Origin of the sequence: Chelatococcus sp. XZ-Ab1 (assembly GCF_029309855.1) — a bacterium.
Lineage (GTDB): Bacteria > Pseudomonadota > Alphaproteobacteria > Rhizobiales > Beijerinckiaceae > Chelatococcus_A > Chelatococcus_A sambhunathii.
This window is the reverse complement of sequence record NZ_JARKII010000008.1, coordinates 71,340-84,922: the sequence shown is the minus strand read 5'-3', so window position 1 is coordinate 84,922 and position 13,583 is coordinate 71,340. Positions and strand designations below refer to the sequence as shown.

Sequence of the window (13,583 nt, the reverse complement as noted above, 5' to 3'; positions counted from 1 at the left end):
TCAGTTGCTGCTCACCCCGTCCGTGACCGAGGAACCGCTGTCGATTTGGTACTGGTAGCTGACCTCGCCGATCGTCCTGAGCTCGAGCCGGAACATGACCGTCTGGTCGCGGTCTTTCGTGCCTGTCGCCGCGTCCTTGTAGCTCGACGAATAGGTGATGCCGAACAGCGTGCATTCGTCCTGATAGACGGCGCCGAGCGAGACGCCCGCCACGGTCCAGGGATTGGACTTGTTGTAGGGCAGGCTCGGGTTCTCGATGTAGCGCTGGCGATCCTGCAGATAGCGGTCGAGGTCGAGCAGGATCGAGCCGTTCAGTGACCAGTTCTCGGACAGCTTGAGGTTGGCGCTCGTCAGCAGGCCCTCGCGCCGCGTGGGATAGCCGAGCTCGGGCTGGGCGGCGTAGCGCGCATACATCACGCTGGTCGTGACCGGGCCGAGGACCGCATTGGCCTGCAGCTCGAGGCGGCGCAGCCCGAAATCCTCCTCGTCGAAGCGCCCGCGGCCGGTGAAGGAGAGCTTCGAGCTCGGCGCGAGATGGACGCGGCCGACATAGTCCGAGCGCTTCGTCTCGAGGCCTGAATTGAGGCCCACGTGGGCGATGTCGCCCGCGGCAAAGGAGTTCGTGCCGGCGAGCTGGTAGGACTGGCCGAAGAGTACGTCGGCATAGCCGCCATTGTCCATGGCCAGCGCGTATTTCAGGCCGACATTAGCCCTGACGCCGCCCTCGACCCGGTCGTAGCCCGAGAATTTGTTCCACTCGAAGAGATTGGTGTCGTCGAAGACGAGGCTTTGCGCATCCTCGTTCGGCAATTGCCCGATCCTCGTTTCCCGCGGCCGGACCACGATCTGGCCGATCGGCTCGATGGTGTGCGTACCGAGGCCATTGGTGGCGGCGATGAGCGGGTAGCGGTATTCGAGGCCGACGGTAGGCATGGCCCGCGCAAGGAAGTTCTCGCTCGGGTCGAGGAAGTTCGAGATCTCGCTATTCTGGTAGCGTGTCGTATTGATATCGAGCGCATAGGCGTCGACGCGGACGCCGGCAAACGGCGTCCACACCTGGCCGAGCGGGTCGATGAAGCTGCGCCGCCAGGACAGGCCGACGGAGGCGCGCGTCGTCGTGCCGCCGACGCCGCGCACCAGGCAGTCTGCCGAGGTGAAGGTGGAGCAGGTGTAGTAGATCGATCCGTTCGAGAAGCTGAACAGCGGCGTCGACAGCGCGTTGGGCACGCCCGCGTACTGGGCCGCGTCGCGCGTCAGGCTGGTGACGTTGGCGTCGATCGTGACCTCGCCGCCGAGGAAGCCCGGGCCCGGCAGGCGCTTGTTGTAGTCGAGCACCGGATGCACGATCGGCTGCTGCTTCTGCCAGTCCTCGTAGGTCAGCGTGCGGAAGTAGTAGCCGCGCAGGTCGAAGAAGCCGGTGTCGCTGCGGCCCGTCAGGTAGACCGTCGATGTCGATTCCCTGAAGTAGGTTGAGGTGACGCTCTCGCTCTTGATCTTGTAGTTCTGCAGGAACCACTTGTCCGAGAGGACAGCGACATCCCAGCCCCACTTCCATTGCTGGTTGATGTCGAAGCGGCCGGTCGATTCGACCGAGCCGCGGAACGTCTTGTCACCCGCTCCGAACGGTGGCTGAAGAAAGGCGTCCTGATCCTGCTGGAAGATGCCGGCCGCACGAATGTTGTAAGAGCCGTTCATCAGCCGGTGCCGCCATTCCACCTGGCCGAGGAGGCCCTGGCGGCTGAGAATGGTCGGCGTGATGGTGAGGTCGTAGTTGGGCGCCAGATTCCAGAAGAACGGCAGCGAAGCGCCGTAGCCGAGGGACGTGGAGTTCACGAAACGCGGGGCGAGGAAGCCCGTCTTGCGCTTCACCGTCGGGTCGGGCGTCGAAAAATACGGCACATAGAGGAGAGGCACGCCCCAGAACTCGATGGTGGCGTCCTCGTAATAGATCATCTGCTCGCTGTTGTTGTGGATGATCTTGGCGGCCTTGACCTGCCACAGCGGCGGGCGCGTAGGATCCTTCTTGCAGGCCTCGCAGGCAGTGTAGGTGCCCTTCTCGAAGACGGTGGATTCGCCGCTGGTACGCTCGGCGCGCGGCGCGGAGAAGCGGGTCTTGTCGGTTGTCTCGACGCGCAGCGAATCGATGAAGCCGTCGCGGAAGTCGTCCGTGAGTTCGAAGCGCTCGCCGGTGGCGACGGTTCCATCGGTCTCGGTCAGCCGGGCATTGCCCTCGGCATGCACGCGGCGGGTATTGCGGTCATAGGTGACTCTGTCGGCCTCGAGCACGCGCCCCTGGTAGTAGAGGTGCACGTCGCCGACGGCCGAAACCGTGTTCTTGTCGTTGTTGTAGACGATCTCGCGCGCCTCGACGACAAGCCGCTGGTCCTGGTTGCCACTCTGCTGCGCGGTCGCGGCAAGGCGGTCGTTGAGCGTGCCCTGCGCGCTCGCCGGCTCCGACGCGCCGACGCATAGCGCCGCCGCGATCGCCAGCCCTGCGACCGTGCCGTAACTCGAGCGCATACCCACACCCTGCCGGTTCCTGCCTGGCCAAAGACGCATCAGCCATCCTCCTGATAGAGGAGGGCGAGCACCCCGAGCAAGCTGCCAACAACTGCCGGAAACCACGCCGCGACCGGCGGACTGACGAGGCCCGACGCGCCGAGGTCCTTCATGACTTCGGTCGCAACATAAAGCACGAAGCCTGCGACGACGCCACCAAGAACCATCCGCGCTACACCACCAAATCGGAAAAACCTTAAGGAAAAAGATGCGGCCACGAGCACCATGGCGATGAACAGCAAGGGCCGCGCCAGCAGCATGTCGCGCTGCAGGCGATAGCGGGTGGCGTCGAGCCCCGCCCGCTCCGTACGCTCGATGACGCCGGACAGGCTCCAGAACGGCACGGCGTCGGGCGAGGTGAAGCTCTGCCTGACCTGGGCGGGATCCAGCGTCGTGGCCAGGTGATAGCTGTCGTGGCTGCGCGGCTCCGCATCGACGGAGAGGATGCGGACATCCTTCAGGTCCCAGTAGCCTTCTTTCAGCTCGGCCTGACTCGCCTCGATGCGTTCGCGGAAGGAGCCGTCAGGCGCGAACAGGAAGACGGTGACGCGGGCGAGCGTGGTCGAGTTCTCCACCGCGACATCGGCGCGGATGATGGCCTGACCGTCGACGCTGCTCTGACGCAGCCACAGTTCCTGCCCGGCGGAGGAACGGGTGGCGCTCGCGAAAATACGCCCCTCGATCGCACTCGCCTGCTGTTTCATCAGGGCCGACAGCGGGTTGTAGAGCATGACAGAGGCAAGGCCGATGCCGAGCGCCACGAGCAGCCCGGGTTGCAGGAACTGCCAGACCGAGATGCCGGCGGCACGCGCCACCACGAGCTCAAGCCGCCGGCTGAGGTTGAGCAGAGCAGCCATGGCTCCGAAAAGCATGGCGAAGGGCAGCACCTGCTCCGCCACCGCCGGCGTGCGCAGCAGCGACAGCGTGGCCATCAGGCCGCTCGAGGCGCCCTGGGCATCGCCGGCGCGGCGCATCAGCTCGACGAAATCGAGCGTGTAGATGAGGGCGAAGACCGTGCCGAAGACGCCCGCGATCATGACGAGGAAGCGGGCGGAGAAATAGCGCGTCAGCGTCGGGCCGATGAGCTGCATGTCAAGCCCTCCGCACCCGCGGCAGGAAGGCAGCAAGTTGCGCGGCTGCGGCATCGGCGAGGCGCGATATGAGGCGCTTGACGCCGTGCCCGCCGAAGATGAGGAAGAGCGCGCCGAGACTGCCCAGGATCGGCGCCCCATAGACGCCGACGACTGCGGCCGGGGTCCGCACCAGTGCGCTCGAGGCCGCGAAGCCGGCGATGCGCACCAACACGACGGCGATGAGCGCCGCCGCCATGGCCGAGCCGCGGCCCTGGCGTGTGGTGCGCGGCTCGCCGAGCGCGGCAAAGGCGATCAGCGTAAAGGCGATGGCATAGAGCGGGGCCGCGAAGCGCTCGTGCAGTTCGGCACGGAAGCGCCCCTCCTGCATCTTGTAGTAGTTCTCCTCCTTGTCGGGGAAGAGAAGCTCCATCGTGGAACGCTCGCGCGGTTTGTAGACGATCTCGCCGCCATCCTGGCCGAAGCTCGACAGGTCGATGGCGTAGCGCTCGAAGGTGACGATGGCGGAATCGCGGCTGTTCGGCTCCTGCCGCTGCACCGAGCCCTTCTCGAGGATGAGATAGCTCTGGCCGTCGACGTCGACCGTCTGGCCGCGCTCGGCGAGGTAGATCGTCGTCCTTTCCGGATCGCGGCGATCCTGCATGAAGATGCCTAGCAGCGCGTCGCCGGAGCGCTGGCGGAAATGGAAGGTCAGGCCGGATTCGAGCGTGGTGAACTGGCCTTCCTTGACGATCGTTGCGACGAAATCCGCGCGGATCTGGGTGATGAGATCGCGCAGGGCGGCAAAGCTCGCCGGCATGAGATGGATCGTCATGGCAGCGACGACGATGCTCACCACGAGCATGATGGCTGCGAATGGCCGAAGCAGCCGCGCCGGCGCCATGCCGGCCGCGCTCATGACGATGAGCTCCGAATCGCCGTTGAGCTTGTTGAGCGCGTAGAGCGTGGCAATGAACAGGGCGACCGGCGCGATGATGGTGATGAGCGCCGGCAGCGAAAGCATCGTCACCGTGAGGAAGATGGCGAAGGTCTGTCCCTTGCCGGTGACGAGGTCGAGCTCCCGGAGGATCTGCGTGACCCAGATGACGAGCGTGAGCGCCACGAGGCAGGCCACGAAGGCGACGGCCGCATTGCGCATGATGTATCGCTCGATCTGGCCCATCTATCTCGCCTGGTGGCGCCCCGTCCCGTCGCTCGTGCGTTTGGAGCTAATCCCCCTCAGCGGCTTCGGCAAGAGGCAAGACGTGCCGCCTCGCTGTCTTGTCATTGCCGGGCCGGCCTGCCCAAGGCAACCGTGCATGTTATATGTGCCACGGACGACGGGCCGGATTCGCGGCAGCAACGGCCGGGCCGCGCGCCGAACGGCAACGGGGACGACGACATGGCGCAGAACGTGAAGCTCGAGTTCAAGCCTTACGACAAGCTGACGGACGGGGGCGACGTCGTCGTCTTCGTAGGCGCTGATCGCAAGAGCGCGCGCGCCGCTGCCGGCCTCGTCGGGGCGGGGCTCGATGAGACGATCGCGCGCGCCGCCGATCTCGAGCGTTTCAAGGGCAAGGCCAAGAGCCTGCTCGTTCTGACGGCGCCGAATGGCCTTGCCGCCGACCGGCTGATCGTCGCCGGGCTCGGCGAGGGCGAGGAGCGGGCCAAGCTCGACTGGGCTGCCCTGGGTGGGGCCGTCTGCGCGAAGCTCTCGGCCGGTGGCCATGCGCGCGTCGTCTTCGAGGCGCCGGGCGAAGCGCCCCTTTCGGCCGAGGCCGCGGCCGATTTCGCACTCGGCCTCCTCCTGCGTTCCTACCGCTTCGACCGCTACAAGACGAAGAAGAAGGACGACGACAACGGCGGCGCGCCGGCGCGGGTCACCTTGCATGTCGCCGATCCGGCGGCCGCCAAGCGCGCCTGGAAGCCTCGCGCGGCGGTTGCCGATGGCGTCTTCCTCGCCCGCGATCTCGTCAACGAGCCGCCGAATGTGCTTTTCCCGGCCGCCTTTGCCGACCGCGCGGCGGAACTCGCCAAGCTCGGGGTCGACATCGAGGTGCTCGACGAGAAGGCCCTGAAGAAGCTCGGCATGCGGGCCCTGCTCGGCGTTGGCCAAGGTTCGCACAACGAGAGCCGCGTCGTCCTCATGCGCTGGAACGGCACCCGGGATGACGTGAAGCCCGTCGCCTTCGTCGGCAAGGGCGTCACCTTCGACACGGGGGGCATTTCCATCAAGCCCTCGCAGAACATGGAGGACATGAAGGGCGACATGGCGGGCGCCGCCTGCGTCGTCGGCCTCATGCACGTGCTCGCCGCCCGCAAGGCGAAGGTCAATGCCATCGGCGCCATCGGCCTTGTCGAGAACATGCCGGACGGCAAGGCCCAGCGTCCGGGCGACATCGTCAGGTCCATGTCGGGCCAGACGATCGAGATTATCAACACTGACGCCGAGGGGCGCCTCGTGCTCGCCGACGTGCTCTGGCACGTGCAGGACAAGTATGGTCCTGCCTTCATGGTCGATCTCGCCACGCTGACCGGTGCCATCCTCGTGGCGCTCGGCACCGAGCACGCCGGCCTCTTCTCCAACGACGACGAACTCGCCGAGCGGATCGCCGCTGCCGGCAGCGCCACGGGCGAGAAGGTTTGGCGCCTGCCGCTCGCGCCCGAATACGACAAGCTCATCGATTCCAAGTTCGCCGATATGAAGAACACCGGCGGGCGCAACGGCGGCTCGATCACGGCCGCGCAGTTCCTGCAGCGCTTCGTCAACAACACGCCATGGGCGCATCTCGACATCGCCGGCACCGGCATGTCCTCGCCGGCGAGCGACATCAACCAGAGCTGGGGCTCGGGCTGGGGCGTGCGGCTGCTCGACCGGCTGGTCAGGGACCACTACGAGAGCTGACCAGAACGCCATGGCCGAGGTGCTGTTCTACCATCTGCAGCGCCAGCCGCTCGAGGCGGTGCTGCCGGTGCTCGTCACGAGGAGCCTCGAGCGCGGCTGGCGCGTCGTCATAGAGGTGCCGGACGAGGAGCGTCTCGGCGCGCTCGACGATCACCTCTGGACATTCTCGGAGGAGAGCTTCCTGCCTCATGGCACCGAGAAGGAGGCGGATGCGGCGAGCCAGCCCGTTCTCCTCACCACCGGGGCGCACAACCCCAATGGCGCGCAGGTGCGCTTCCTCGCCGCCGCCGCGCGGCTGCCGGAGGCCGTCGACGGCTACGAGCGCATCGTGCTGATGTTCGATGGCAACGACGAGGACGCGCTCGCCGCCGCGCGTGAAGAGTGGAAGCGGGCGCGCCAACTGGGCCTTGCCGCCACCTACTGGCAGCAGGACGAGGCGGGCCGCTGGATCAAGAAGGCTTGAACAGCCTTTTTCCTGCCACGGGTCCGACGCACCACTGCCGCTCGGCCGTTTCCGGCCTCTTGTCGGTACAACCCCATCGCACGCGGAACATGCCTTCCCAATGCGCCAGCCGGACGGACCCATGCTGAAACGCGCCTCTCTCCTGCTTCTGCTTGCGCTGCTTCTTCCGCTCGGCCTCGCCGCTCCACTCGTCGCGCAGGAGGAAGGCGAGGGCGCCCCCGCCGCCGCGGCGCAGGCGGATGACCACGGCGGCGAGCCGCGGAGCGACGCCCGCCGCGAGCGCCCCGAATCCCGGCGCCTGCCGCCGGCCGTCGCCACCGAGCATCAGATCGCGATCGGCGGCGAGACGATCGAGTACCAGGCCATCGCCGGCAGCATCGTGCTCGAGGGCGCGAACGGCCGCGAGGAAGCCGACATCGCTTTCGTCGCCTATTTCAGGAAGGGCGCCGATCCGCAGCGGCGGCCGATCACTTTCGCGTTCAACGGCGGGCCGGGCGCGGCCTCCGCCTATCTGCATATCGGTGCGCTCGGTCCGCGGCGTCTGTCCTTCGGCAACGAGGGCGAGGTGCCGTCGAGCCCGCCCGTGCTGAGCGACAATGCGGAGAGCTGGCTGCCCTTCACCGATCTCGTCTTCGTCGATCCGGTCGGCACCGGCTTCAGCCGCTTCCTGACGAGCGACGGCGAGGTGCGCCGCCGCTACTGGTCCGTGGATGGCGACATCTCGGCGCTCGGCAGCTTCGTATGGCAGTTCCTCAACCGCTACGATCGCCTCGCGTCGCCCAAGGGGCTCGTCGGCGAGAGCTACGGCGGCTTTCGCGTGCCGAAGCTCGCCCGCGCGCTGCAGACGCGCTTCGGCGTAGGCGTCGGCACGCTGGTCATGATCTCGCCGGTGCTCGACTTCCACCTCATCGAGGACGGGGCGGTGTCGCCGCTCGCCAAGGCGTCGCGGTTGCCCTCCTTCGCCGCGACGGCGCTGGAGAGGGGAGGCCGCACCATCACCAGCCGCGACGAGCTCGCCGAGGCCGAGCGCTATGCCGGAGGCCCATTCCTCGCCGATTTCCTGCGCGGCCCGCGCGATCGGGAGGCGACGGAGCGTTTCGTCGCCGAAGTGACCCGCTTCACCGGCCTCGAGGAGGCCTTCGTGCGCCGGCTCGCCGGCCGGGTCGACATGCGCAGCTTCGTGCGCGAACTGCACAGGGATCGCGAGCGGGTCGGCAGCTATTACGACGGCGCCGTCACGGGGCTCGACCCGGACCCCTTCGCCGCCCGGTCGGATTTCGACGATCCCGTGCTCGACGGCTCCGTCGCGCCCCTCACCAGTGCGAGCGTCGACTATCTGGCGCGAGAACTGGGTTACCGGGTCGACGGCCGCTATCACCTGCTCAATCGGCAGGTGAGCGGCCGCTGGAACTGGGGCTCCGGCCGCCGCCAGCCGCAGGCGCTCGGCGACCTCGCCGACGCGCTGGCGCTCGACGGGCGGGCCAGGGCGCTCGTCGTGCACGGCTTCACCGATCTGGTGACGCCCTATTTCGCCTCAAAGCTCGCGCTCGACCAGTTGCCGGCGCTCGGCAGCGACGGCGGGCGGGTCGAGCTCGCGGTGCTGCCGGGCGGCCATATGTTCTATACGCGCGACGTCTCGCGCCGCGCCCTGACGGACGCCGTGCGTCCACTCTACGAAGAGATCAAGTGAAAGATGGGATGACAGCACGATGATGGTGAAGAACGCGCTCGCCTGCGCCACGGCCCTTCTGCTCGGCGCCTGCAGCGCCGACGTGGGCGGCACGGCATTCGTCAACGACCGGTCCGTGACCGTGCATGCCGGCACCAGCGAGCCGGTGCTCGGCCCCGACGGACGCTGCACGGCGGACGCGAGCCTCAATCCGGCGACGGGCGGGCCGGCTGGCATCGCGCTCGGCATGACCGAATGCGCGCTCGTCGGCCTCAAGGGCCAGCCCACCGACGTGCTCATCGGCGAGAGCGGCAAGGGCCAGCGTGAGGTGCAGGTGCTCTATCAGGAGCCGTCGGGCAAGAAGCTCTACCTCTTCACCGACAACCGCCTGACCCGGGTCGTCGAATAGGCCCGGATCGTGGAAAGTTAGGCCGGCAAACGTCCTCGCCGTCATGCCCGCGCTCGTCGCGGGCATCCACGCCTGGCCGTTGCGCAAGGCTGAAAGGCGTGGATGGCCGGGACAGCCCGGCCATGACGGCGCGTGGTAGGCTCGGTGCTGGCGGGAGCGTCTGGTCGTTGGCGGGTAACTGGCAGCGTGGGAGGCATAGGGAGGCCCTCCGCCGCCGCACCCTTGTGCGCAGCCGGCCGTCCTGCCGTCCTGTGGAAAACTCTTTTAATTCCCGGCCGATGGCGTTAATCTTAATTAAGTGGACGCCTGCGAAGGGTGATCCACTTCAGACCCTTCCCACCCTCGGGAAGGGCCTCCGGTGCTATAAGACCGGAATGGGTGGGGCAGAAAATCCCTTTTCAGGGACCCCACCCCCATCCTCCCGCGACGGGTGCCTCTGAACAGATCACGCCGCCGTCGCTGCCTCGATCTCGGCGGAGGCCGCGAGCCATTCCTCCTCTGCCTTCGCCAGGGCATCGGCCGCCTCGGCGCGCATGCGCGACAGCTCGGCCGCCTTCTCCGGGTTCTTCTTGAACGTATCCGGTTCCGAGAGCGCCGCATCGACCTTGGCGATGGCGGTCGAGAGCTTTTCCATCCGCATCTCCAGCGCCTCTACGCGCTTCTTGAGCGGCCCGAGCGCGATGCGCTTCTGCGCCGCCTCGCGCCGCCGCTCCGCCTTCTCGCCGCCAGTGCCTTCGCCGCGTCCGCCGTTGTCGGGGCCGGAAAGCACCATGCGGCGGTAGTCGTCGAGATCGCCGTCGTAGGGCCTTACCGTACCGTTCGCGACGAGCCATAGCCGGTCGGCACAGGCCTCGACCAGGAAGCGGTCGTGGCTGATGAGCAGCACCGCCCCGTCGTAGTCGTTGATGGCCTCCATCAGCATCTGGCGGCTGTCGATGTCGAGGTGGTTGGTTGGCTCGTCGAGGATGAGCAGATGCGGCCCCGCGAAGGCGGCAAGGCCCATCAGCAGCCGCGCCTTCTCGCCGCCCGAGAGATTGGCGACGGGCGTATCCGCCTTGGCGCCGGGAAAGCCCATGCGTGCGGCGCGCGAGCGCTGGCGCGCCTCGGGCGCGTCCGGCATCAGCCTGGCCACGTGGTCGACGGGCGTTTCCTGCGGCACGAGTTCGTCGAGCTGGTGCTGCGCGAAATACGCCGTCGTGAGCTTCGGCGAATGGCGCACTTCACCCTTCACAGGCTTCAGGCGGCCGGACAGCAGCTTGGCGAAGGTCGACTTGCCATTGCCGTTGGGGCCGAGCAACGCGATGCGATCATCCGGCAGGATGGTGAGGTTGAGCCGGTCAAGCACGAGGCGCCCGTCATAGCCGACACCGACCCCTTCCATGGCGACGAGGGGTGGGGACAGCGGCCGCGCGGGGCCGGGCAGGTCGAAGGGCAGGGCCTCTTCCTCGGCGACGGGGGCGATCGGCTCCATCTTCTCCAGCCGTTTGAGGCGCGATTGCGCCTGCCGCGCCTTCGACGCCTTGGCGCGGAAGCGGTCGACGAAAGCCATCAGGTGCTTGCGCTCGGCCTCCTGCTTCACGCGCGCCTTCGCCTGCAGGGCCATCTTCTCGCGCCGCTGCCGGTCGAAGGAGGTGTAGCCGCCGCGGTAGAGCGTCAGCCTGCCCTGATCGAGGTGCAGGATGTGGTCGACGGCCGTGTCGAGCAACTCGCGGTCGTGGCTGATGACGAGCACCGTGTGCGGATAGCGCCCGAGATAGTCGTAGAGCCAGAGCGTGCCCTCGATGTCGAGATAGTTGGTCGGCTCGTCGAGCAGGAGCAGGTCCGGTTCCGAGAAGAGGATGGCCGCGAGCGCGACGCGCATGCGCCAGCCGCCGGAGAAGTCCGAGCAGGGCCGCTGCTGCGCGTCGGCATCGAAGCCGAGGCCGTGCAGGATGGCGGCCGCGCGGGCAGGGGCGGAATGAGCGTCGATGTCGACGAGCCGGGTCTCGATCTCGGCGCGCCGCATGGGATCGCTCGTCGTCTCGGCCTCGGCGAGGAGGGCCGTGCGCTCCTTGTCCCCGGCGAGCACGATGTCGATGAGCCGCTCCGGCCCCCCCGGCGCCTCCTGCGCGACCGCGCCGATGCGCAGGTTGCGCGGAATCGAGATGGAGCCGCTCTCCGGTGCGATCTCGCCGAGCAGGATGCGGAACAGCGTGGTCTTGCCGGCGCCGTTGCGGCCGACGAGGCCGATGCGGGCGTTCGGCGGCAAGGCCGCGGTGGCGCCGTCGAGGATAACGCGGGCGCCGAGCCGGTAGGTGAGATCATTGACGTGCAGCATGGCGTCTTGTCGCGCGCCGCGCCCCGGGGGGCAAGCCCCGGCTCGAGCCCCGCGGACCTCGTGCCGCGCCGTCATGCTGATGCCACAATGCCGCCGCGAAGCCGCCCTGTGGATAAGTCACCCAGAGCCTGTTGATGACCTGTGAACAGCTTGTGATTCGCGCCATGTTGCGTCGCCGTTCCGATACCCAGCATTCTTTCGGCGCTCTCGTGCTTGCCGTCCTCGCGCTGGCCGTCGGCATCGTCTTGGTGCTCGAGAGCGCCTGGGACCGGCGCCTGCCGCCCGCGCCCGCCGCCGCTCCAGTGCGGCAGAACCCGCATGCGCCGATGGGCGAGGACCCCGGCCGTCACGTGGCGCAGGGGCAGGCGCTGGTGCGCCTGTCCTGACCACGACGCGGAGGCGCGAGACGGCAGATTTCCGGTTTGAGGTGACGGCGCGCGCTTCGCCCGTTGCAATCGCCGATTGGAAGATCTGCAATGCCACTGCCTAATCTTCCGACCGGCGGTCCCTGCAATTGTTCTTAATCCAAATCTATTTGCAGATATTGTGATTTATGCGATCGGCGATTGATGGTCCACTTTGGTCTGTTCGCCGGCCTGATTCCTGATGGCCGGCTGTCCGAAGAGCGAACAGGCTCAGGGGGCAGACATGAAGAAATATCTGGCTGAATTGCTTGGCACCGCTTGTCTCGTGCTGTTTGGTTGCGGGTCTGTCGTTCTCGGCGGCTATGGGGCTACGTTTCCGCTCGGCATGCTGCCCGTCGCGTTTGCCTTCGGCCTTGCCGTCACGGCCATGGCCTATGGCATCGGCCCGGTGTCGGGCTGTCACATCAATCCGGCCGTGACGATCGCCGTCTGGTCGGCCGGGCGCATGCCGACTTCCGACGTTCCCGGCTACATCATCGCCCAGTGTCTCGGCGGCATCGTCGGGGCGGCGGTCCTCCTGTTCATCGCCAGCGGCCGGGCCGGTGGCTATGACGTCGCGACCGGTGGCCTCGGGCAGAACGGCTGGGGGGAGGGCTATCTCGGCGCCTACGGCACCGTATCCGCCGCCGTGGCGGAGTTTGTCGCCACCTTCCTCTTCACGACGGTCATCCTCGGCGCAACGTCCAGGGCCGGAGCGACACCGGCGGCCGGCCTTGCCATCGGCCTGACACTGGTCGTCATCCACATCGTCTTCATCAACGTCACCGGCGTGTCGGTCAATCCGGCCCGTTCGCTCGGCCCGGCCGTCTTCGTCGGCGGGCAGGCGCTGGCGCAGCTGTGGCTGTTCATCGTCACGCCCATCCTCGGCGGGCTGTGCGCCGGGCTCGCCTTCCGCTCGCGGGCGCTCGAGGCCTGAGGACGACGCTGCCCCCGCCGCGGTCTTGACCTTGCGGCCCGGGGAAAGAACGATGCGCAGCGCTGGCACGCCGCCAGGGAGCGGTGTGCCGGCCGGTTCGGGCTGACGCGCGGCGCCGTCGCGGCGTGTCCGTTTCGTGCTTCGGCCGCAGGGGGGAGGAACCATGGCATCGCTTGCGCGGGTCGCCTTTTTCAAGGACATCGATATCGATCTCGGCCCCTTTGAAACACGCTGCAACTGGCGCCGTTTCGACGAGGATGAGGTGCTCGTCGACTTCGAGGACGCCTCGACGGATGTCTATTTCCTCGTCGCGGGTGACGTGCGCATCCTGGTGCGCACGCAGTCGGGCAAGGAGGTCATCCTCGGCGAGATGCGCGGTGGCCAGTATTTCGGCGAGCTTGCCGCCATCGACGGGGTCAAGCGCTCGGCCAATGTGACGGCGCTGACGCGCGGTGAGGTGTGCATTATGCCGGCCGCGGTGTTCCGCGAGATTGTCTTCGCCTCCAAGGTCGTCTGCGACAAGGTTCTGCGCCTGCTCGCCGGCCGCGTGCGCGAGCTCAACGCCCGTCTCATGGAACATTCGGTCCTCGACCTGCGGCACCGGCTCTATTCGGAGCTGCTGCGCCTGTCCCAGCCGCGCGCCGGCCATCCCGGCGAGCGCGTGGTCACACCGCCGCCCTATCACCATGTGCTTGCGGCCCGCATCGGCTGCCGGCGCGAACAGGTCACGCGCGAGTTCACCGCTTTGTCGAGCGAGGACCTCGTGGAGCGCACGCGCGGCGCCCTCGTGCTCAAGAAACCGGAGGTGCTGGAGGCCCGTGTCGCCGAGGCGCTGCGCGAGGATCTTTAG

General features: G+C 67.5%; 11 protein-coding genes. 7 read left to right on the top strand and 4 right to left on the bottom strand.

All coding sequences use genetic code 11. The annotated features are described in order from the left end of the window. The 3 genes from P2T65_RS13310 to lptF are packed head-to-tail and all read right to left on the bottom strand — an operon-like array spanning position 1 to position 4,812. On the bottom strand, positions 1 to 2,559 hold the full coding sequence (locus P2T65_RS13310; protein ID WP_245316320.1) for an LPS-assembly protein LptD: 2,559 nt from the start codon (positions 2,557 to 2,559) through the stop codon (positions 1 to 3). Then, positions 2,559 to 3,650 (bottom strand): LPS export ABC transporter permease LptG, encoded by a 1,092-nt coding sequence (gene lptG, locus P2T65_RS13305; RefSeq protein WP_055460006.1) that lies wholly within the window; start codon positions 3,648 to 3,650, stop codon positions 2,559 to 2,561. The genes P2T65_RS13310 and lptG overlap by 1 nt, the downstream gene beginning before the upstream one ends. A gap of 1 nt (position 3,651) precedes the next feature. Beyond that, positions 3,652 to 4,812 (bottom strand): LPS export ABC transporter permease LptF, encoded by a 1,161-nt coding sequence (lptF, locus tag P2T65_RS13300; RefSeq protein ID WP_276199944.1) that lies wholly within the window; start codon positions 4,810 to 4,812, stop codon positions 3,652 to 3,654. A gap of 219 nt (positions 4,813 to 5,031) precedes the next feature. Between lptF and P2T65_RS13295 the strand changes: the two genes are divergently transcribed. The 4 genes from P2T65_RS13295 to P2T65_RS13280 all read left to right on the top strand — a co-directional run bounded on the left by P2T65_RS13295 (position 5,032) and on the right by P2T65_RS13280 (position 9,075). Continuing rightward, a complete protein-coding gene (locus P2T65_RS13295; protein WP_276199943.1) occupies positions 5,032 to 6,534 on the top strand; it encodes a leucyl aminopeptidase in 1,503 nt (500 codons plus the stop codon). A gap of 10 nt (positions 6,535 to 6,544) precedes the next feature. Beyond that, positions 6,545 to 6,997: a DNA polymerase III subunit chi gene (locus P2T65_RS13290; protein WP_055460003.1), complete on the top strand. Its 453-nt coding sequence runs from the start codon at positions 6,545 to 6,547 to the stop codon at positions 6,995 to 6,997. Positions 6,998 to 7,118: 121 nt separating this feature from the next. After that, positions 7,119 to 8,687: a peptidase S10 gene (locus P2T65_RS13285; RefSeq protein WP_276199942.1), complete on the top strand. Its 1,569-nt coding sequence runs from the start codon at positions 7,119 to 7,121 to the stop codon at positions 8,685 to 8,687. A gap of 19 nt (positions 8,688 to 8,706) precedes the next feature. After that, a complete protein-coding gene (locus P2T65_RS13280) occupies positions 8,707 to 9,075 on the top strand; it encodes a hypothetical protein (RefSeq protein ID WP_055460001.1) in 369 nt (122 codons plus the stop codon). 445 nt (positions 9,076 to 9,520) lie between these two features. On the opposite strand, the gene P2T65_RS13275 is transcribed toward P2T65_RS13280, so the two are convergent. Continuing rightward, complete coding sequence (locus tag P2T65_RS13275) at positions 9,521 to 11,392, bottom strand: ABC-F family ATP-binding cassette domain-containing protein (RefSeq protein ID WP_276199941.1); 1,872 nt, start codon at positions 11,390 to 11,392, stop codon at positions 9,521 to 9,523. Positions 11,393 to 11,556: 164 nt separating this feature from the next. Here P2T65_RS13275 and P2T65_RS13270 point away from each other — a divergent pair, with 164 nt between their 5' ends. The 3 genes from P2T65_RS13270 (at position 11,557) to P2T65_RS13260 (ending at position 13,583) form a co-directional block, all read left to right on the top strand. Next, a complete protein-coding gene (locus P2T65_RS13270) occupies positions 11,557 to 11,778 on the top strand; it encodes a hypothetical protein (RefSeq protein ID WP_141659690.1) in 222 nt (73 codons plus the stop codon). Between the two features lie 262 nt (positions 11,779 to 12,040). After that, positions 12,041 to 12,733, top strand: a complete 693-nt coding sequence (locus P2T65_RS13265; RefSeq protein WP_071923646.1) for an aquaporin — start codon at positions 12,041 to 12,043, stop codon at positions 12,731 to 12,733. A gap of 163 nt (positions 12,734 to 12,896) precedes the next feature. Continuing rightward, positions 12,897 to 13,583, top strand: a complete 687-nt coding sequence (locus tag P2T65_RS13260; protein WP_063185915.1) for a Crp/Fnr family transcriptional regulator — start codon at positions 12,897 to 12,899, stop codon at positions 13,581 to 13,583.